Consider the following 18514-nt stretch of genomic DNA (forward strand, 5'->3'; position numbering starts at 1 on the left):
TGCCCCGGGTGTGCACATGCACCCGGGGCAAGTCCCATTACTAGAATGCCTGGCTTCGCAGGCGCCCCGTCCTTTTGGAGCAAGAAGTGACCCTGAAACGACTCCCTTACGAACATATCGCTGTCACGGGCAGCAGCCGCGTCAAGCGCGGCATGGCTGAGATGCTCAAGGGCGGCGTCATCATGGACGTCGTCAACGTCGAACAGGCCCGCATCGCCGAAGACGCCGGTGCCGTGGCAGTGATGGCGCTGGAACGCGTTCCGGCCGATATCCGTGCCCAGGGCGGCGTGTCCCGCATGTCGGACCCGGACATGATCGAGGCAATCATCGACGCCGTGTCCGTCCCGGTCATGGCCAAGGCCCGGATCGGCCACTTCGTCGAGGCGCAGGTCCTGCAGTCCCTGGGCGTGGACTACATTGACGAGTCCGAGGTCCTGACCCCGGCCGACTACGTCTACCACATTGACAAGTGGAACTTCACGGTCCCCTTCGTCTGTGGCGCCACCAACCTCGGTGAGGCGCTGCGCCGCATCAACGAGGGCGCGGCCATGATCCGGTCCAAGGGCGAGGCCGGCACCGGCGACGTCTCCAACGCCAACGGCCACATGCGCCAGATCCGTTCCGAGATCGCCAAGCTTGCCGCCCTGCCCGAGGACGAGCTCTACGTCGCGGCCAAGGAACTGCAGGCCCCGTACGAACTGGTCAAGGAAATCGCGACCACCGGCAAGCTTCCCGTGGTGCTGTTCACCGCCGGCGGCATCGCCACCCCCGCCGACGCCGCGATGATGATGCAGCTCGGCGCCGACGGCGTGTTCGTCGGTTCCGGCATCTTCAAGTCCGGCAACCCGGCCCAGCGTGCCGCCGCCGTCGTCCGGGCTACTGCCTATTATGACGACCCCGACGTCATCGCCAAGGCCTCCCGCGGCCTGGGCGAGGCCATGGTGGGCATCAACGTCGACGAGATCCCGCAGCCCCACCGCCTCGCCGAGCGCGGCTGGTAAAGGGGCGGCTGTGACGGGCAATCAATTGGAAAAGACTGCCAGGGGACGTGGGTTGCGTACAGACTGGGCACGCCTCACAGGCCACACGGTTGAGGTCTGGCGGATGGGCGAATACATCGTGACGGGTGTTGTTGACCAGGCCTCGGCAGACGACTCCGTGCTCTGGATTGCCGCAGCCGGAAACGACAGGCGCCGGCTTTTCGACAAGCGGAGTGGATTTCAGGTCCGGGCCTAGGCAGCAGAGCCTTGGGAGTTAATGCTTGGTTCTTTGCCGCATCCATGGTTGCTGCTGGCCGGAGCGGGTACAACTGAGTCATGACGACTTCCCTGGTGCTTGGCCCCATGATGCGATACGTGGATGAGACTTCGGCGAGCATCTGGGTGGAGACCCGGAGTGATTCCCGGGTATCGGTCCGCGCCGGCGGCAGGGACTGGACCGCACGGACGTTTGCCGTGCACGGCCACCATTACGCACTGGTGGAGGCGGACGGACTGGAACCTGGAGCCGTCTTGCCCTACACCCTGGAAATCGACGGCGCACATGTCTGGCCCGATCCGGCATCAGAGTTTCCGCCGCCGGTGATCGCGACGCTGAAACCCGGAAAGCCGCTGCGCCTGGCCTACGGCTCCTGCCGCACCAGCGTCCCGCACGACGAGTCCGGCAACCGGACCCACGGCGTCGACTCGCTCCGCGCCTACGCACTGGCGATGGCCTCCGGCGATAACCGGCCATGGCCGGACCTCGTGGCCTTCCTCGGAGACCAGGTGTACGCCGACCTGACCAGCGAGCAGATGCAGCAGTTCATCCGGGCCCGCCGCGATATCGATGAACCGCCCGGCGAGGAGCTCAAGGACTACGAGGAATATGCCCACCTCTACAACCTCGCCTGGTCCGACCCCGCGAACAGGTGGCTGCTGTCCACGTTGCCAAGCGCCATGATCTTCGACGACCACGACATCCGAGACGACTGGAACGCCTCGCTGAGCTGGAAAAGGGAGATGGAAGCCACCTCATGGTGGCACGGCCGGATTGTCTCGGGGCTGGCCTCCTACTGGGTCTACCAGCATCTGGGCAACCTCTCACCGCAGGAGCGGCAAAACGATGCCATCTGGCAGCGGATCGCCGGGCACCAGGGCGAGGCCGAACCTGATGTCAGCGCTGAACTGGACAGCTTCGCGGAACGCGCAGACCGGAACCCGGAATCCTACCGGTGGAGTTACTGCCGGGACTTCGGCGACACCAGGCTGATCGTGGTTGACTCCCGCGCCGCCAGGAATCTGGATCCGGAAGCCCGCGCCCTGCTTGACGATGATGAAATGGCCTGGCTCGACGGCCAGATGCGAGGCGGATTCCGCCACCTGCTGGTGGGCACGTCGCTGCCCTTCCTTCTGCCGATGGGCCTGCACCACGTCGAGTCGTGGAATGAGGCCATATCGGAAGGCGCGTGGGGGAAGTACCCCGCCCGGGCCGGTGAGAAGTTGCGCCAGGCGGTGGATCTTGAACACTGGGGCGCCTTCCAAAAAAGCTTCCAGGACGTGGCTGCCATGGCGGCCGAGGTCGCCGATGGCAAGCGTGGCCCGTCGCCGGACACTGTGACATTCCTGTCCGGGGATGTCCATTTCTCCTACGTTGCCGAGGTGGAACGCTCATCCGGCAGCCGGATCATCCAGGCAGTCTGTTCCCCGATCCGCAACCCCCTTCCCCGGCTGATGAGATACTTCGGGGCTGTCATGGCCTATGGCCTGGCTTCACCGGTGGGTGCCCTGGTGGCCCGCTCGGCGCGAGTACCGAACCCGCCGTTCAGGTGGAAACGCGTCGCGGGGCCCTGGTTCACCAACAACCTGGCCACTCTCGAGGTTGTTCCGGAAGGGCTGAAACTGTGGTGGCAGACAGGCATCGTGGAAGATGGCGACGAACTGCACCCAAGGCTCGAGACGGTGGCATCCCTCACGGTGGCGTCCCGGGAGGAAACCACGAGCCGACCTGTCGAGAGGGGTTTCGACCGGCTCAGCCGCCGACGCGCGGAGCCGAGCTAGCCAGCAAGAACCTCAACAGCGAGGGACAAGCACTTCGCGCTAAAGGCCCTTAGGACTCCAGGAAGCCGCCGCTGGCCCAGCGTCTCAGCGCCTGCCGTTCGCCGTCGTCGAACTCCATCAGCGCCACCCGGCACAGCTCTTCGACATCTTGGGTCCAGGCCGCTGCCAGCCCTTCCGCCGTGGCGGTTTCATCCAGCTGGAAATTGACGTAGCCCAGGCCCTGGATCACGAAGTTCACGGCCCCTCGGGACACCGGCTGGCCTGCCGTGACGCAGTCATCGCGGACCAGCCGCGACAGGTCGCTGCGGTTGACGGGCTGCTCCTGGAGCCTGGCAGCCATCGCCTGGAACAGCTGCCGGAACTGGGCTTCGGAAAGTGCGGGCACGTCGGTCACCCGGGCCACCCGCTCCTCAATGCCGGGTTCGACCTCGGCCTCGACGGGCAGGTCGTCACTGGAAAACCGCTGTGCGTCCCAGACCCAGCCGCCACGTGAAGGGGAGTACTCAACGCCCTGGCCGATCTGCGCCACCCACGTCCCAAACTTTCCAAAGCCGCCCCAGTCCGTCTTCAGCGAAGGGTCCACCGTGAGCGCCCGGTGGGCGACCATGGCGCCCACCACCGGGCCCGGCGCGGTGCGGACCAGGTCGCAGACCTCCCGGATCGCGGCGGAAACAGACTTGGCTTTCGTTTTCGGCTTTGCCTTCGCGGCTCCCTGCGCCTCCTTCTGCGGCTGGCCGGACCCCACGGCCCGGAGGGGCTCCACGATGCTGCCGTTCAGGATGGCCACAAAGTCGTGGGACTCCACCACGTTGTCCGCCATCTCGCGGTAGGCGAAGGCCACGGCGCCGGCGGCGATGACCGTGGTCAGCTTGTCGGCGGCACGGAAGCGCTGGATCAGGGATGTGAAATCGGCGTCGGCGGAGGCGATGAAGAACTCGTCAATTTCATTGGCGCCGGTCAGCGTGTCCATGGCGTCGAGGACAAGGTTGATATCGGTGCTGCTTTTGCCCCGCTGCGTCAGCGACGGACAGTCGATGACGCGAAAGCCGGCCCTGGTCCAGTACGTGCGGTACTTCGAGAACGCCACCGGGTTCAGGTAGCAGTTGCGGATGAGGAAGCGGCGGGAATTCTCACCCGGCCCGCCGGCCGACAGCGCGTCAGCCCAGTGCTTCGGGTCTTCGGCGAACCGCCTCGCCGCCTGGGGATCCAGGGCCTGAAGGCCCAGGTAGACGTTGTCGAAATCGACAAACATGGCTGCCCGGAGCCCCGGCCGACGGGTAGTGGTGCGCGCCTCATTCATTGGCTCAGTGTGCCAGTATTTTGCGTCGTCGGGGCGCTTTTCGAGGCACATCGAGGCCCCAGGAATAGTCAGCTCCTGGCCAGGCGCATCCGCAGCGCTTCGAGGAGCAGTTCGAGGCCAGTCGCGAATGCCTTCTCGCTGCGCTCCCGGCCCTGGCCGGACGCTTTGACCAGCCTGGACAGAGTGCTGGCTGATTCCGTGGGCGCCCAGACGTCATCCGGCGCGGCGAGATCCAGTCCGGCGCCGAGCGAAAAGGAATCGATGACGGAGATGATCGTGAGCACGTCGTCGTCGGGAAATCCGCCGTCGACCAGCGCCGAGGCGAGCCGTTCGTAGGCGGCGATGACGCCGGGGTCGGTGATGGTCTTGCCCACGATGAGCGGAACGACGTACGGGTGGGCCGCGTACATCTCCCGCTGGCCGCGCACAATCAGCGAGACCACCTCGTCCCAGCCGGCTACCTCGGGCAGGTCGGGGATTGCCTGTGCCGCCAGCCGGGCGCGCATGAGTTCAATGATCTCGTCGCGCCCGGAAATGTGGTTGTACAGCGACGACGCCGTCACGCCCAGGCGGCGGGCGAGGGCGTTGACTCCGAAGCCGGCACCCTCGTCCACCAGTTCAATCGCGGCATCGGCGATGCGGTCCACCGACAGGATCGGCGTTCTGGGCCGTGGCATGGGGCTCCTTTCGTCAGATGCCAGTCTAGGTACTCTTCCCTTTGATCCACGTCACATGCATAATAAACGAACACCATTCGTTTATTGCGGACTGCCGAGCCGGCAGTGGGCAATGCGGACGCAACGACGCGGCCCGCCGAGCCCGGAAAATCGCGCCACCCCCGTTCGAAGGACCCCTAATGACCACTTCAGAACCGCAGCGGCTGCCGCTGACCACCGGACGCGCTGTCTCGACCTTCGGGATCGGCGTAGTCGGCTTCATGAGTGCCAACCTCGTCCCGTTCATGATCCTGGCCATCCAGGATTCGCAGGGCGTGGGCGCCACCGAGGCGGGAACGCTGATGACAGCCTGCCTCCTGGCCACGGCGCTCTCCTGCCTCGCCGTCACCCGCCTCACCGAGGGCAGGGGGCGCTTCCTCGTTGCGCGGGTGGGGCTGCTTGTGACGGCGGCGGGCTTCGGTCTCGCGGCCGTGGACCTTGCTCCCGCGGCCTCGATCATCGGCATCATCGCTGGCGGCCTCGGTGCCGGCGGCGCCGTCGCGTCCGGTGGCGCCGCCCTGGCTGCCCTCCGCAACCCGAACCGCGCGTCCGGCATCAGTGGGCTGGCCAACCGCAGTATCGTCACGGTGGTGCTGGCCGTTATCCCGCTCATCGGTATCGGCATGGGAAGCGCCTTCGGCCTGGTGGCGGGGCTCGCCTTGGTGCTGCTGTTCACCGCAGGGTGGCTGCCCATGGCGGACAGTGCAGCGGCCGGCGGCGGAGTGCCTGGCGCATCGAAGGCGCGGAGCACGACGGCGGCCGTCACCCCCGCGGGCAGCGTCCCCACGCGCCACATCACCGTTGCAGGCGTAGCACTGCTGTCCATCTTCGCGGTGTGGGCAGTGGGCGAGGACTCACTGTGGGCGATGTCCGGTGCCATCGGCGTGGCCCAGGCAGGCATGACCGAGGAGCAGCTCGGACTGGTGCTCAGCGCTTCCACGGCCGGCGGCCTGGTTGCCGCGATCGCCCTCATTTTCATCGGAACACGGCTGGGCCGGGCGCTCCCGCTGGGAATCCTGCTGGCTCTTGGCGCCACCCTCAAACTGACTGCCTGCCTCACCACCGAGCCCACCGTCTACCTCATCACCATGATCGCCTGGAACACGGTGTACGCCATCGCCTTTATGTACTTCATCGCCACGGCTGCCGCTTTGGATGCCAGCGGGCGCTGGTCCGGCCCGGTGCTGGGTGTGTACCTCGTGGGATCCAGCTTCGCGCCGTTGTTCGGCGCCTGGGTGGGCGAGGCGTTCGGCTTCGCCGCCCTCGGCTGGGTGCTGGCTGCGATCAGCCTGGTACTCCTGGTGCCCGCCGTTCTCATCGCCCGGCTCTCGTCACGCGTCGAAGCCGAAAATACCCAAAATGCCACAGACTCGCCCGACATCGCCACCATCCGAACCGCAGGAGTCTGAACCCCATGACCACGCTTTACCGCAACGCCCGCGTCTTCACCGCCGACGACGCCAACCCTTGGGCTGAAGCATTTGTTGTCGACGCCGAGCGGCTGGTCCATGTGGGCAGTGAAGCCTCCGCAGCGGAAGCCGCCGGCGACACAGCCGAGGTCACCGACCTCGGCGGGAAGCTGGTGCTCCCAGGGTTCATCGACGCCCATACCCACCTGCTGATGCTGGGGGAGTCGCTCGGAAAAGTTGCCCTCACCGACGCCCGGTCCCTGCCCGAGATCCAGGAACGGCTGCGCAGCGCCCGCGCCGCAGACCCCGGCTCGGAGCGCATCCTCGGCCGCGGCTGGCTGTTCGATTCCCTGCCGGGAACCCCCACCGCGGCGATGATCGACGAAGCCGTGTCCGACGTCCCCGTCTACCTCGACGCCAACGATTACCACTCCTGCTGGGTGAACCGGGCTGCCCTGAAAGAGATGGGCATTACCCGGGACACGCCTGATCCGCTGGGCGGCCGGATCGGCCGCGACGGCCAGGGCGAACCCGACGGCATGCTGTACGAGACGGCAGCCCAGCAGTTTGTGTGGCCGTTTATCGCGGGGGTGACGTCGGACGCGGACCGTGACGCCGCCGTCGAGCGTTCCCTTGCAGCGTACCTTGCGGCAGGTGTAACCGGCGGCGCGGACATGGCCTTCGGCGAGCGTGACCTTGCCGCTTTCCAACGCGCAGAGGAGCGCCGCGGCGGCCGCCTGCCTTTCCGCGTTGTGGCCCACTGGTTTGTGCAGAACACCGGCGATGCGGCGGCGAACCTGGCCCAGGTGGAACACGCCGTGCAGCTGGCCGCGGAGTGCAACACTGAGTGGCTGCGGGTTGCCGGCATCAAGCTGGTCCTCGACGGCGTGATCGACGCCTGCACGGCCGCCATGAACCTGCCCTATGCCGACGGCTCCACGGCGGAGCCCATCTGGTCGCCGGAGCAGCTAAACCCGGTGGTGGCGGCTGCCGATGCCGCCGGGCTGCAGGTGGCCATCCACGCCATCGGCGACCGTGCCAGCGACCTCGCCCTGGACGCGCTGGAGTATGCCACCGGGGTGAACGGCCCGCGGGTGCGCCGGCACCGGATCGAGCACCTTGAATACACCTCGCCCGGGACGCCGGCACGGATGGCACGGCTGGGCGTGACGGCGTCCATGCAGCCCGTCCACGCCGATCCCGCCATCTACGGCAACTGGGTGGCCATGCTCGGCGACGCGCGGCCGGACCGCAGCTTCGCCTGGCCGGAATATGTGGCAGCGGGCGCCCTCCTGGCGTTTTCCACCGACGCTCCGACGGCGCCCTACGATGCCCTGCAGAACATGTTTGTGGCGGCCACACGGAAGTCGGCGCTGGACCCGTCGTTCCCGGCCAGCAACCCGCACTTCGCCCGGCCCCTGGCCGACGCGATCGCCCACGCAACCCGGGACGCCGCGGCGTCGGTCATGGAGGAGGACCGCCGGGGCCGGCTGGTTGCCGGGCTCGCCGCCGACTTCGCAGTGCTCGACGCCGATCCTTTTGCCGACGGCGCCGAATCCCTGCTGAACGCGCGCGTCCTGCGCACGGTGGTGGCGGGCCGGACGGAGTATCTGGCCTGACGGGCACTCCGGGCTTAACGCGAGAGGACGACGGCGGGAGGTTCCGCCGTCGTCCTCTGCTTGGTTATTTAGCGGGTGACTTCCTCGAACGTGGCGCCCTGCGGCACGTTGCGGCTCAGGCCAATGGTGAACGTGTTGGGTCCGCTGCGGGTGACGGCGATGCCGCACTTGGCGGCCTTGGCCCGGGGTGTGAGGTCCTGCACGGCGGCGTCTATGGTGTGGTCGATGGCCGAGCGGTCCCAGATTTTCAGCGTTACGGAATCAGTGGTTTCAAACGTCATTGTCAGTACTTTCACTCATGCAGTCGACGGCCCCACGTCGTTGTTTGGAGCCGCATCCTCGTCGGTGAGGATTGCTGGTTCAGGTAGGCGGGAAACGGATTCCCTTGTTCATGGTTCACGGTGGCAGACGGCATTGACAACCGAAAAGCCGAAAATGTGACCGATTACACGCGCACGCTGACCGTGAAAATGTTCGGACCGCTGCAATGCACGGCGATGCTGGATTTGGCGGTTTTCGCGCGGGCCGCCAGGTCCTGCACCACTGTTTCGAGCGTGTGGTCGATGGCGGAGCGGTCCCAGATTTTCAGGGTCACCGAGTGGTCAGTTTCGAACGTCATTGTCAGTACTTCCATTCAAGGCGGTTGACGGCCCCAGGCTTCATCGCGGGGCCGCGTCTTCAGCGGTGAGGACTGGGAATGCGCCATCAGGAAAGCGCATTCCCAAATCCATAGTGCGGGGTTCCGAACCGTAAATGCAAGCGGATTCAGGGCGATGTGACCGATTGCACGCGGGCCGTGGACGACGAAATTCAGCAGGGGTAATCTTCAGGTGGGGCACATTCGGAACAAGTGCCCCGTCTGCGAAGGCGCCTTTATCCCTTGCAGGGCGCCGCGTTTTGGCCACGCCCTGGGGGCAACGCAGAGGCCTCACTGCGCCGGACCGGCGACCCCGCCGGGGACGGCCGTAAGTCGTTTGATGACATTCCAAAGTTTCCAGGGGCAAACAATGAACACTCACATCCGTCGGTTCGCCATGCTGTTCACTGCGACGCTGGTCGCTCTCACCATGGGGCTGCCCGCAGCCCAGGCAGCCAACCACCGGGCCAGTTGTGTGGGCCTGATCGTCTCCTCGGAGGCGTCCGCAGGTGTGCTCGATGTCAACGTGTACAAGGCCATAGCCAAGGCGGGCGGGTACTCAACGTTCGGAGAGTTCGTCGCTGGCGGCGCGAAAGTGCACTTAGGCTCGCCGGAAGAGTGCGCTCCGCAGCCGTAGGTGGCGCACGGCAAAGCGGACGACGGCGGGAGGTTCCCGCCGTCGTCCGCTTTTGTTCCTGGGGTGGCCCGGTTGTCAGGCGCCGGCAGTCACCTCGTCGCGCAGCCCGGCGGCTTCCTTGGCGTCAGCAGCGGAAGCCGTCAGGCTGACGGTGACAGGCTCAAACCCGTCGGCACGGACGTGGACGGTGATCTCGCCCGCGGTGGTAGGCCGGACGACGGCGAGCAGCCGGCCGTCGAACGAGGTGTGGTTCTCCGCGGTGTACGTTTCGGTGGTGTCGGGCCGGGCGCTGCCCAGCCCCTGGAGGACGCCGGCGCCTTCCACCGTCACGGTGACGGTGTGTTCAACGTTGGTGGCGAGGTTGCCGTGGGCGTCGCGGAACTCGATGGCCATGTAGCTGAGGTCCGCGTGGTCAGCGCGCAGTTCGGTGCGGTCGGCGTCGGCGGTGAGGCGGACGTCCCCGGTTGCCGTGCGGAGCGTCGTGCGTCCCTGCTCGGCACCGCCGATGTAGCCGACGGCCACGAGCTCGCCGGGCTGGTAGGTGAGCTCGAAGTCCGCGCGGAACCGGTGGTCCTGTCCGGCGGGGACACGGCCCACCGGACTGCCGTTCAGGAGCAGCTCCACCTCGTCAGCATCGCTGTAGACCTCCACTTTGACGGGGGAGCCGGCCGGAACGTCCCAGCTCCAGCTGGAGATGCTGTCCGTCCACGTCCAGGGGCCCATGCCGTGTTCGCGGGCGTAATTCTGCGGGCGCTGGACGGCGATGTACGGCTTGTGGCGCAGCCCGAAGACCGTCTCACGGTAGTAGGAGGCGGGCCTGCGGTAGCCGGTGATGTCGATGTCGCCGCACCAGGCGAGCAGCCACGGGTACGGCGCTCCCAGCGAGGGTGCGCCGTCGCTTTCGTCGTTGTACTGCACGCGGCCGATGCCTGCTTCGCCGAGGTAGTCCCACCCGGTCCAGGTGTAGTCGCCGATCACGTGCGGGTTTTCTTCCACAAGCTTCCAGAGCACGTCGATGCGGTCCGGGAAGGTCTCGGTGCCGACGATAATCCGGTTGGGGAAGAGCTCCTTGTCCTGGACATAGCGTCCGTCGCCATAGTTGATGCCGGCAACGTCCACTGCGGCGTGGGACTCGGCTGTCCGTTCGGAGACGAGCGGGGACGCGCTGATCCGGCCCATCGCTTCGCCGGCCCCGCTCATCATGGCGTTGACGCCCTGGCTGTCATCACCCGCGCCTGCCTGTTTCATCATTTCCGCGGCGTCCGTGATGACCGACACGAAGCCGTTGATGCCGTTGGTGGTGTACCGGGTGGAATCCAGGGATCTGATCTTCTCCGCGATCTGGCGGCCCCAGCCGGAGCCGAGTCCGCTGCCGGTTTCCGGGATCTCATTGCCGATGGAGTAGAGCACGACGGACGGGTGGTTGAAGTCCTTGGCCACCATGGCTTCGACGTCGCGTTCCCACCATTCGGGGAAGGACAGCGAGTAGTCGAAGGAGGATTTGCCCTCGGTCCAGACGTCAAAGGTTTCGTCCATGACCAGCATGCCGTGCTTGTCGCAGGCGTCCAGCATTGCCTGGCTGACCGGGTTGTGGGCGCTGCGGATGGAGTTGAAGCCCGCCTCCTTGAGGAGCTGGATCCTGCGTTCCTCCGCGCGGGCGATGGTGGCGGCGCCGAGGACGCCGTTGTCGTGGTGGATGCAGGCGCCGCGGAGCTTCACGGTCTCGCCGTTGATCTGCAGGCCGTTGAACGGGTCCAGCTGGAGGGACCGGATGCCGAAGGTGGTGGTGTCCTCCTGCAGCACCTCCAGCACGTCGCGCAGTTCCGTCCGTGCCGAGTACAGGTGCGGGGTGTCCACGCCCCACAGCTTTGGTTCGGTGACGTAGAGGCGCTGGCGGACAACGGCGGTGCTGCCCGCCTTGAGCGTCACCGGGGCGGAGCCGACGGCGACAAGGTTGCCGTCGCCGTCGTACAGTTCTGTCCCGACCGTCACCGTGGCGGTGGCCAGGCCCTCGTTCTCCACGGTGGTGGCGACGTCGACGACGGCCCGGCCGGCGGTGATGTCCGGCGTCGCGATCCGGACGCCGTTGGAGGCGAGGTGCACCAGGTCGTTCACGGACAGGAAAGTGTCCCGATAGATGCCGGCGCCAGAGTACCAGCGTGAGTCCTGGTGGACGCGCGCATCAACGCGGATGGTGTTGGCCTGGCCGTACTTCAGGAACGGATCCAGCCGGATGTTGAACGTGGAGTAGCCGAACGGGCGCTGGCCGGCGAAGTCACCGTTGACGAAGACCATTGCGTCCCGGTAGACGCCCTGGAACTCGAGGGCGACGCGCTTGCCCCGGTAGTCCTCGGGCACCTCGAACGTCTTGGAGTATTCGAAGGTGCCGTCAGGGAAGTAGCCGGTGTGCGAACCCTGCGCGGAATCGGCCGAACGCGGCAGCCCGATCAGCGCATCGTGCGGCAGCGTGACGGGCTGCGGCGGGGCGACCGGGCCCGAAAACTCAGCGAAGAGGCTAACTTTCGGCCGGACGGCCCATCCTGCATTGAACGAATTGCGCGTCATCGGTTTCTCCCTTGTAAGCGATGGTGGGACTGTGCTGCGGAGAGCAGGCGGCGGTCCAAAACTGTTGCGTGATGGCTTGGTTTGGTATCACGTGTCAATGACAGGAAACCATTGACTCTCGCCTTGTGTCAACCGGCATGGACGGCCCGGGGCAACCCGCGGAATGACAAGTGTTGAAACGTGATACCTGGATGGCCGTGAAGAGCCCGAAAACAGATGAGCTGCCAGCAACTGCTGGCAGCTCATTCCGTGTTCAGTTGGGTCTGTTCCGCTATGCCCTGCTCTCCGGGACCAGGGCGTAGAAGGGCGTGCAGCCCTCCCGGGTCCCGGGCGAAATGTTGGAGCGGACGATCGATGCGCGTTCAAGCGCCGCCAGGTGGTACCTGACGCAGTTCCGCGAGGCGGTGACTGCGGCGCTGATGTCGGCGACCTTGCTCGCACCGTTGCTTGCGAGGTAGTCGATGATCAGGGAGCGGACCGTGTTGCGCCGCCCGTTGTTGCCGCGGTCGGCGTGGTGTGCCGGTGTTCGGGTCTGGACTTCAAGGGACATCTGCCGCTGCCTCTCAGCGCGCCGAAGCGTGCTCGTGTTCCCGCTGCTCTTCCGGCACTTCGGCGGGAGGGGCGCCTTCGGCGGGTGCCGCCGTCGTGCCTTCCATGAGGGAGGACTCCCGGTCGTGGTTCCGGCCGATCACCGCGGTGGCGATGGCGTTGCCCAGGATGTTGGTGGCGGTGCGGCCCATGTCCAGGAGCTGGTCGATGACCAGCAGCACGCCGATGCCGGCGGCGGGGATGCCAAAGGCAGGCACGACGGCGGCAACCACTACGAGCGAGCCGCGCGGCACGCCTGCCATTCCTTTGCTGCTGAGCAGCAGCATGGCGGTCATCGCGATCTGCTGGCCCAGGTCCATGTCGATGCCGTAGGCGTTGATCAGGAAGACCGACGCGAACGTCATGTACATCATGGAGCCGTCCACGTTGAAGGAGTAGCCGAGCGGCAGCACAAAGCCTGTGGTGCGCTTCGCGATGCCAAACCGGGTGAGCCCCTCAATGAGCTTGGGCAGGGCGGCCTCGCTGCTGGAGGTGGCGAACGCAATGACCATGGGTTCACGGACAATGCGGACCAGCCGGAAGGCGGCCTTGCCCAGGAAGGCGACTGCGACGGCAATCATGACGACCCAGAGTGCGGAGAGCGAGACGTAGAATCCGCCGATAAACGACGCGTAGGTGGCGAAAGCATCAAGGCCCTCGGCGGTGAAGGCCGCTGCGATGCCTGCGAAAACGCCCACCGGCGCCGCCTTCATCACGTACCCGGTGACCTTGAGCATAACGCCCATCAGCTCGTCGATGGCATCCGCGATCGAGGAGCGGCCCTTCTTCCGAAGGTTCAGGAGGGCGATGCCAAAGAGCGCGCCGAACACCAGGATCTGCAGGGGATTGTTGGCCGTCAGGGCCGCGAAAACGCTCGTGGGGATGATGTGGGTCATGAACTCCGCGTAATCGAGGGGCTTCGTTTCCATCCCAGCGTCACCGCCTGCTACGAGGTTCAGGCCGTGGCCTACGTTGAGCACGTGCGCCGTGATGAAGCCGAAGGCGCCCACCAGGACAGAGGCGGACAGGAACCAGATCATCGACCGGCCAAAGAGCTTTCCCACGCCGGCAGACTTGGCAGCACCTGCGATGCCGGAGACGAGGGTGGCGAAGATCAGCGGGGCGATGATCATCTTGATCAGGTTCAGGAACATGTGCGTCACGGTGTCCAGGACGGACACGACGGATTCGCGGGCGGCGTCCGGCAGCAGCCAGTGGAACACGAGCCCGCTGACGATTCCGAAAACGAGTGCTGCCAGGATCCACATGGTTGATTTGTTTTTCATGATCACTCCTTGGGTGAGGCCGGGCTGATGGCCCGGTAACGGAACGGCCCTCGTCGTTGAGTGCCGTTTTTCTCTCTGGCCGGTTCGGGAATTCGGGCACGTCGGTGTGCCCCTGCTCCCTGGACGGGCGGGGTTCTGCTGGTTGTGGGGTGGTTGAGCCTGTCGAGGCCTGGTTTCGACAGGCTCAACCAGCGGTGCCCGTTACTTGCTGAGGTTGGCCAGGCGTTCGGGGCTGAGGAGTTCCTGGAGCTGGGCGTCGGTGAGGAGGCCGTGTTCGAGGACCAGCTCGGCAACGCCCTTGCCGGTGGCGAGGGCTTCCTGGGCAATGGCTGTTGCAGTGGCGTAGCCGAGGTGCGGGTTCAGGGCCGTGACCAGGCCGATCGACCGCTCCACGGTGCGGCGGAGGTGTTCGGTGTTGGCGGTAATACCCCGGATGCAGCGTGCCGTGAGGGTGCGGCAGGCGGCTTCCAGGTGCGAGATGCTCTTGTGGAGGCTGTGGACGATGATCGGTTCGAACGCGTTGAGCTGGAGCTGTCCGGCTTCGGCGGCCATGGTGATGGTGACGTCGTTGCCGATCACCTCGTACGCCACCTGGGAGACCACTTCCGGGATCACCGGATTGATCTTGCCCGGCATGATCGAGGAGCCTGACTGCACGGCCGGCAGGTTGATCTCGCCGAACCCGGCACGGGGTCCGGAGGAGAGCAGCCGCAGGTCGTTGCAGATCTTGGAGAGTTTCACGGCCACACGCTTGAGCACGCCGGAGAGGTGTACGAATGCGCCGACGTCCTGGGTGGCTTCGATGAGGTCGACGGCGGTGACCAGGGGCAGGCCGGTGATCTCAGCGAGGTGCCGGCAGGCTGTTTCGGCGTAGCCGGCGGGGGCGTTCAGGCCGGTTCCGATGGCGGTGGCGCCGAGGTTGATTTCGTGGATGAGCAGTTCGGCTTCGGCGAGGCGCAGCCGGTCTTCGCCGATCGTGACGGCGTAGGTGCCAAATTCCTGGCCGAGGGTCATGGGAACGGCGTCCTGCAGCTGGGTGCGGCCCATCTTCACCACGGTGCGGAATTCCAGGGCCTTGGAGGCGCAGGCCTCTTCGAGCTCGGCGAGGGCGTCCAGCAGTTCCCGGCCGGCGAAGATGGTGCCCAGCTTCACGGCGGTGGGGTAGACGTCGTTGGTGGACTGGGACAGGTTGACGTGGTCGTTGGGGTGCAGGCGGGCGTAGTCGCCCTTGGGGTGGCCCAGGATTTCGAGCGCCCGGTTGGCGATCACCTCGTTCGCGTTCATGTTCGACGACGTGCCGGCACCGCCCTGGATAACGTCGACGACGAACTGGTCGGCGAGGTGGCCGTTCATCACTTCGGTGCACGCCTGTTCGATGGCGTTGGCGCGCTCGGCGTCGATCAGGCCGAGTTCGTGGTTGGTGCGGACGGCTGCGAGCTTCACTGCGGCCAGGCCGCGGACCAGGTGCATGTTGGAGGACAGCGGCTGGCCGGTGATGGGGAAGTTCTCCACGGCGCGGAGCGTGTGGACGCCCCAGTACGCGGCGGCGGGCACGTCGCGGTCGCCCAGGAGATCGTGCTCGGACCGGGTTTCCGGAACGGCATCAAGGGTGGTCAGGTGGGTGGTCATGAGGGTCCTCACGGGGCTTCGTTGACGGGCGGGGAGATGTATTTTTGGGCGCGGATGATGGCACCGCCGGGGCGGAGTCAAGGGTGTGCTACGGAAAAGCGGGCGAAGGTTAGCCGGTACGGCCTGCTGCGGATTGTTGGCTGCCCGGGACGATGGTGCCGAGGGCACACTCCACCCCGTGCAGATGCATGGTCATGGCCTCGGACGCGTCCTCGGCGGAGCCGCGCTCGATGGCCTCGAAAATGCGGGCGTGTTCGTCGCCCGATTCCTTGCGCCGGTCGGCAACAAGGTTGAGGGTGTTGGACTGGTTCGCCATCGCCTCACAGATGTCCGAGAGGAATGACTCGAAGACGCCGTTGCCGCTGGAACGGGCGATCGTCACATGGAACTCGGTGTTCAGCTGCACCCACTGCTGGAGGTCATCCGCCTCCGACATTTCGCGGAGGATTTCCCGGAGGGCTTCAAGGTCCTCGTTCGTGCGGCGCTGGGCAGCCAGGCCGGCTGCCGGAACCTCCACGTGGGGGCGGGCCTCCACGAGGGCGCTGGCGGAGTACTTGCCGAGCTTGAGGTCCTGTGCCACTTTGTCGGCGATGACGAATGTTCCCTTGCCGGTGTGGGTGGCGGTCAGCCCGAGCGCCGTGCAGGAACGAAGGGCCTCGCGGACCATGGTGCGGCTGACACCGTATTGCTTGGCCAGTGAGGCCTCTGAGTCCAGCCGGGTGCCGACAGGAATCTTGCCGGCTTCGATGGCGCCGCGCAGGGAGGCAAAAACCGCTTCGGCCGCACCAACGCGTACGACTCGGTCTTGTCTAGCTGTCCAGCTGTCCAACAGGTCCATGTATCGAGCATGTCACTAGTCATACCGCGTGTCAACGCGTGGCCGGAAAAGAGGCGTCAGGCGGTCTCGCCGGGGATGACTTTAACGACGGGCTGCGGATCGTAGACCTGCCGAGTAGCGTCCTTCTGATGTAGTTCATCAAGGTCAGCGGCGATCCGTTTCATGAGCGCATCGTTCTCCATGAGGATCGTGGTCAGCCTGGGGGAGACCAGCTGGCCCACCTCCGTTGCATCCACTCCGACCACCGAAAGATCACCCGGCGTTTCAAGGCCGAGCGCCCGGCCGGCCGCCAGTACAGCGATGGCAACGTCGTCGTTGTAGCAGCCAACCCCCATCGGGGAGCCGCCAGCCGCGAAGGCTTCGAGGGCCGCTTTCGCGCCGGCGAGCTGGAGGGGAATGTCCAGGCGTTCGGGCGTCGGCAGGCCACGGGTTCGGGCGGCGGCTTTCATGCCTTCATAGCGCGGGGGCCCGAAAGGGTCCTGCCGCTCGTCAACCAGGGCGGCGAAGGCGAGACGGCGCGGCCCTCCACGGAGCAGTTCCTCTGCCATGGTCCGGCCGACGAGGAAATTGAGGTCACCTTCAGGTTCGGGTGACCGCCTGTACCGCGGAATGGCCACCGCTCCCGTCGCCTCCAGCGTTTCGCGGTCTTCGGGGGACAGCACCCCGATGTCCACCACGGCCACCGGCCGGAAGTGCAGGATGGCGGCGAGGGTTTCCGCCGCGTCCCGGCCGGCGAAGCGAACCACCACGCTCAAGCCGTGGCGGGCGGCCTGGGTGCTGACGCTGTCCACGAGGTCCTGCAGATTGCTGCCGAATGTCGTATTGGGAATGATCACCACAAGGATGTCGCTGCGGCCGGTCACCAGGGCGCGCCCGGCGGGCGACGGTTTGTACTGCAGCTCGGCGGCGGCCTTGAGTACCTTTTGCTGGGTCTGCTCCGGGAAGCGGGATCCCTGGCCGTTCAGCACGTGGCTGACGGTAGCGCGGGACACCCCGGCCCTCTTGGCGACATCAAAGCTGGTTGGTCGCTTGTTCGGTTTCGTCTCCGCTGTCACAGTCCGATCATCGCACAGATTGTGTTGACACGTGATACCTGCGGCGTCAGGATCCGCGCAACTCCTCAACAGTGGCGAGTGTGTCCGCCAGCAGTTCGCGGTCCGGCGCCTCCAGTCGGACCCCGTCCAGCTCAGCCAGCACTGCAGCCGCCCGCTCCGGATCTTCCAGGGTGAAGGCCAGTTCGGCGCGGTACGCCAGGGCTTCCACCCGCTCCACGGCGGGTGCGTCGGTAATCCGGGAGAGCGCACCGTCAAGAATCTTCGCGGCCTGCGCCGGATCGCCGCGGCTGTCGGCCAGCACCACGGCATTGTCCAGGGCCTGGGCCAGCTTTCCCCCCAGTGGGGGCGGATCAGCCTCTGCGGCCTCCGGGTAAATGCGGAGCCAGTTTCCGCCCGGGTCCACCACACTGAATCCGGCCAGCCCCTCAGCATTCCTGCGCGGCCGGGGGCGGGTCATGCGGGGAATCCCGGCCAGCGGCACCTTGCCATAGAGGCTCCGGAGCCCGTCGGTGAAGGCATGGTGCAGCTCCGCAGTGTCTGGGGCGGTGATGATGCAGCTGCCGTAGGAATCGGCGGGGTTGAAGCCCGGCATGCCGAAGAAGCCCAGGTTGATATCGCCGCGGCGCATGGCCAGGTAGGGATTGGGTTTGGACTGCCGGTAGGTCGGCTCGAAGCCCAGGGCTGTATAGAACGCCAGCATGTCCTCGATCGAGGCGCACGGAAGCAGTGGAACAACCGTCATTTGATCCTCCCGGGTGAGGGGGTGGATTTCAGCCTACGCGGGAAAGGCCTGGGGCCGGCCGAATTCAGAAAACTTCCGTTGACACTCTCGGCGCCGCGGCGTATCGTACAACCAAATGGTTGTAGATCAGATGAGTGAAGCCGACGTCGACCGGCTGTTCCAGGCGTTCTCCGATGCCACCCGCCGGGATATTGTCCGCCGGGTCACGGTGGCGGACTATTCGGTGTCCGGCCTCGCCGCCCTCTACGCCATGAGTTTCGCCGCCGTCCAGAAACACGTGGCGGTATTGGAGCGCGCCTCCCTGGTCACCAAGGAGAAGCGCGGAAGGGAGCAGATCGTGCGGGGCAATCATGAAGGCCTGCAGAAAGCCCGGCGGCTGCTCGATGAGTACGAGGCGATCTGGCGGCAGCGCGTCGGTCGGATCGCGGACATTCTGGCTGAAGGATAGGAAAGGT

Annotated in this window: 18 protein-coding genes; 7 read left to right on the forward strand and 11 right to left on the reverse strand. The window is 66.0% G+C overall.

Annotation, left to right across the window (positions count from 1 at the left end; translation table 11 throughout):
- Nucleotides 1–86: 86 nt before the first annotated feature.
- The 3 genes from pdxS (at nucleotide 87) to ABV518_RS10150 (ending at nucleotide 3038) form a co-directional block, all read left to right on the forward strand.
- Complete coding sequence (pdxS, locus tag ABV518_RS10140) at nucleotides 87–1001, forward strand: pyridoxal 5'-phosphate synthase lyase subunit PdxS (RefSeq protein WP_367766897.1); 915 nt, start codon at nucleotides 87–89, stop codon at nucleotides 999–1001.
- Between the two features lie 10 nt (nucleotides 1002–1011).
- Nucleotides 1012–1236, forward strand: a complete 225-nt coding sequence (locus ABV518_RS10145) for a hypothetical protein (RefSeq protein ID WP_367766899.1) — start codon at nucleotides 1012–1014, stop codon at nucleotides 1234–1236.
- A gap of 80 nt (nucleotides 1237–1316) precedes the next feature.
- Nucleotides 1317–3038 (forward strand): alkaline phosphatase D family protein, encoded by a 1722-nt coding sequence (locus ABV518_RS10150; RefSeq protein WP_367766901.1) that lies wholly within the window; start codon nucleotides 1317–1319, stop codon nucleotides 3036–3038.
- A gap of 49 nt (nucleotides 3039–3087) precedes the next feature.
- Here the strand turns inward: ABV518_RS10150 and ABV518_RS10155 are convergent, their stop codons facing one another.
- Nucleotides 3088–4338, reverse strand: coding sequence for an NYN domain-containing protein (locus tag ABV518_RS10155; RefSeq protein WP_367766903.1), 1251 nt, complete (start codon nucleotides 4336–4338; stop codon nucleotides 3088–3090).
- 68 nt (nucleotides 4339–4406) lie between these two features.
- Nucleotides 4407–5015 (reverse strand): TetR/AcrR family transcriptional regulator, encoded by a 609-nt coding sequence (locus ABV518_RS10160; RefSeq protein ID WP_367766905.1) that lies wholly within the window; start codon nucleotides 5013–5015, stop codon nucleotides 4407–4409.
- Nucleotides 5016–5194: 179 nt separating this feature from the next.
- Here ABV518_RS10160 and ABV518_RS10165 point away from each other — a divergent pair, with 179 nt between their 5' ends.
- Together ABV518_RS10165 and ABV518_RS10170 are read left to right on the forward strand one after the other, a co-directional pair.
- The gene (locus ABV518_RS10165) at nucleotides 5195–6463 is read left to right on the forward strand and encodes an MFS transporter (protein WP_367766907.1); all 1269 of its coding nucleotides are present in this window, start codon (nucleotides 5195–5197) and stop codon (nucleotides 6461–6463) included.
- A 5-nt stretch (nucleotides 6464–6468) separates the two neighbouring features.
- A complete protein-coding gene (locus ABV518_RS10170) occupies nucleotides 6469–8082 on the forward strand; it encodes an amidohydrolase (RefSeq protein WP_367766908.1) in 1614 nt (537 codons plus the stop codon).
- A 68-nt stretch (nucleotides 8083–8150) separates the two neighbouring features.
- Here the strand turns inward: ABV518_RS10170 and ABV518_RS10175 are convergent, their stop codons facing one another.
- Nucleotides 8151–8363, reverse strand: a complete 213-nt coding sequence (locus ABV518_RS10175) for a hypothetical protein (protein ID WP_207307776.1) — start codon at nucleotides 8361–8363, stop codon at nucleotides 8151–8153.
- A 164-nt stretch (nucleotides 8364–8527) separates the two neighbouring features.
- The gene (locus ABV518_RS10180; protein WP_207307777.1) at nucleotides 8528–8701 is read right to left on the reverse strand and encodes a hypothetical protein; all 174 of its coding nucleotides are present in this window, start codon (nucleotides 8699–8701) and stop codon (nucleotides 8528–8530) included.
- A gap of 388 nt (nucleotides 8702–9089) precedes the next feature.
- On the opposite strand from ABV518_RS10180, the gene ABV518_RS10185 reads away from it, so the two are divergent.
- Complete coding sequence (locus ABV518_RS10185) at nucleotides 9090–9356, forward strand: hypothetical protein (protein WP_367766910.1); 267 nt, start codon at nucleotides 9090–9092, stop codon at nucleotides 9354–9356.
- A gap of 75 nt (nucleotides 9357–9431) precedes the next feature.
- Here the strand turns inward: ABV518_RS10185 and ABV518_RS10190 are convergent, their stop codons facing one another.
- The 7 genes from ABV518_RS10190 to ABV518_RS10220 all read right to left on the reverse strand — a co-directional run bounded on the left by ABV518_RS10190 (nucleotide 9432) and on the right by ABV518_RS10220 (nucleotide 18059).
- Nucleotides 9432–11921, reverse strand: coding sequence for a glycoside hydrolase family 2 TIM barrel-domain containing protein (locus ABV518_RS10190; RefSeq protein WP_367766912.1), 2490 nt, complete (start codon nucleotides 11919–11921; stop codon nucleotides 9432–9434).
- A 271-nt stretch (nucleotides 11922–12192) separates the two neighbouring features.
- Nucleotides 12193–12471 carry a winged helix-turn-helix domain-containing protein gene (locus ABV518_RS10195; protein ID WP_367766913.1) on the reverse strand — a complete coding sequence of 93 codons (279 nt, stop codon included), beginning with the start codon at nucleotides 12469–12471 and terminating at the stop codon, nucleotides 12193–12195.
- Between the two features lie 13 nt (nucleotides 12472–12484).
- On the reverse strand, nucleotides 12485–13795 hold the full coding sequence (locus tag ABV518_RS10200) for a dicarboxylate/amino acid:cation symporter (protein ID WP_367766914.1): 1311 nt from the start codon (nucleotides 13793–13795) through the stop codon (nucleotides 12485–12487).
- A gap of 201 nt (nucleotides 13796–13996) precedes the next feature.
- The gene (locus ABV518_RS10205; RefSeq protein ID WP_367766915.1) at nucleotides 13997–15424 is read right to left on the reverse strand and encodes an aspartate ammonia-lyase; all 1428 of its coding nucleotides are present in this window, start codon (nucleotides 15422–15424) and stop codon (nucleotides 13997–13999) included.
- 109 nt (nucleotides 15425–15533) lie between these two features.
- Nucleotides 15534–16262, reverse strand: coding sequence for a FadR/GntR family transcriptional regulator (locus ABV518_RS10210; protein ID WP_367766917.1), 729 nt, complete (start codon nucleotides 16260–16262; stop codon nucleotides 15534–15536).
- A 56-nt stretch (nucleotides 16263–16318) separates the two neighbouring features.
- Nucleotides 16319–17317: a LacI family DNA-binding transcriptional regulator gene (locus ABV518_RS10215; RefSeq protein WP_367766918.1), complete on the reverse strand. Its 999-nt coding sequence runs from the start codon at nucleotides 17315–17317 to the stop codon at nucleotides 16319–16321.
- A gap of 46 nt (nucleotides 17318–17363) precedes the next feature.
- Nucleotides 17364–18059, reverse strand: coding sequence for a hypothetical protein (locus ABV518_RS10220; protein ID WP_367766919.1), 696 nt, complete (start codon nucleotides 18057–18059; stop codon nucleotides 17364–17366).
- Nucleotides 18060–18174: 115 nt separating this feature from the next.
- On the opposite strand from ABV518_RS10220, the gene ABV518_RS10225 reads away from it, so the two are divergent.
- Nucleotides 18175–18507, forward strand: a complete 333-nt coding sequence (locus ABV518_RS10225) for an ArsR/SmtB family transcription factor (RefSeq protein WP_367766920.1) — start codon at nucleotides 18175–18177, stop codon at nucleotides 18505–18507.
- The last annotated feature ends 7 nt before the right edge of the window (nucleotides 18508–18514 follow it).

Source organism: Arthrobacter sp. HS15c, assembly GCF_040812005.1.
Taxonomy (GTDB): Bacteria; Actinomycetota; Actinomycetes; order Actinomycetales; family Micrococcaceae; genus Arthrobacter.

What these genes read in the sequence shown, in the direction of transcription:
- ABV518_RS10195 (WP_367766913.1), bottom strand. Translation starts at nt 12,471, where the DNA reads ATGTCCCTTGAAGTCCAGACCCGAACACCGGCACACCACGCCGACCGC.
- ABV518_RS10225 (WP_367766920.1), top strand. Translation starts at nt 18,175, where the DNA reads ATGGTTGTAGATCAGATGAGTGAAGCCGACGTCGACCGGCTGTTCCAG.
- ABV518_RS10190 (WP_367766912.1), bottom strand. Translation starts at nt 11,921, where the DNA reads ATGACGCGCAATTCGTTCAATGCAGGATGGGCCGTCCGGCCGAAAGTT.
- ABV518_RS10185 (WP_367766910.1), top strand. Translation starts at nt 9,090, where the DNA reads ATGAACACTCACATCCGTCGGTTCGCCATGCTGTTCACTGCGACGCTG.
- ABV518_RS10150 (WP_367766901.1), top strand. Translation starts at nt 1,317, where the DNA reads ATGACGACTTCCCTGGTGCTTGGCCCCATGATGCGATACGTGGATGAG.
- ABV518_RS10210 (WP_367766917.1), bottom strand. Translation starts at nt 16,262, where the DNA reads ATGGACCTGTTGGACAGCTGGACAGCTAGACAAGACCGAGTCGTACGC.
- ABV518_RS10175 (WP_207307776.1), bottom strand. Translation starts at nt 8,363, where the DNA reads ATGACGTTTGAAACCACTGATTCCGTAACGCTGAAAATCTGGGACCGC.
- ABV518_RS10205 (WP_367766915.1), bottom strand. Translation starts at nt 15,424, where the DNA reads ATGACCACCCACCTGACCACCCTTGATGCCGTTCCGGAAACCCGGTCC.
- ABV518_RS10220 (WP_367766919.1), bottom strand. Translation starts at nt 18,059, where the DNA reads ATGACGGTTGTTCCACTGCTTCCGTGCGCCTCGATCGAGGACATGCTG.
- ABV518_RS10160 (WP_367766905.1), bottom strand. Translation starts at nt 5,015, where the DNA reads ATGCCACGGCCCAGAACGCCGATCCTGTCGGTGGACCGCATCGCCGAT.
- ABV518_RS10200 (WP_367766914.1), bottom strand. Translation starts at nt 13,795, where the DNA reads ATGAAAAACAAATCAACCATGTGGATCCTGGCAGCACTCGTTTTCGGA.
- ABV518_RS10180 (WP_207307777.1), bottom strand. Translation starts at nt 8,701, where the DNA reads ATGACGTTCGAAACTGACCACTCGGTGACCCTGAAAATCTGGGACCGC.
- ABV518_RS10165 (WP_367766907.1), top strand. Translation starts at nt 5,195, where the DNA reads ATGACCACTTCAGAACCGCAGCGGCTGCCGCTGACCACCGGACGCGCT.
- ABV518_RS10155 (WP_367766903.1), bottom strand. Translation starts at nt 4,338, where the DNA reads ATGAATGAGGCGCGCACCACTACCCGTCGGCCGGGGCTCCGGGCAGCC.
- ABV518_RS10170 (WP_367766908.1), top strand. Translation starts at nt 6,469, where the DNA reads ATGACCACGCTTTACCGCAACGCCCGCGTCTTCACCGCCGACGACGCC.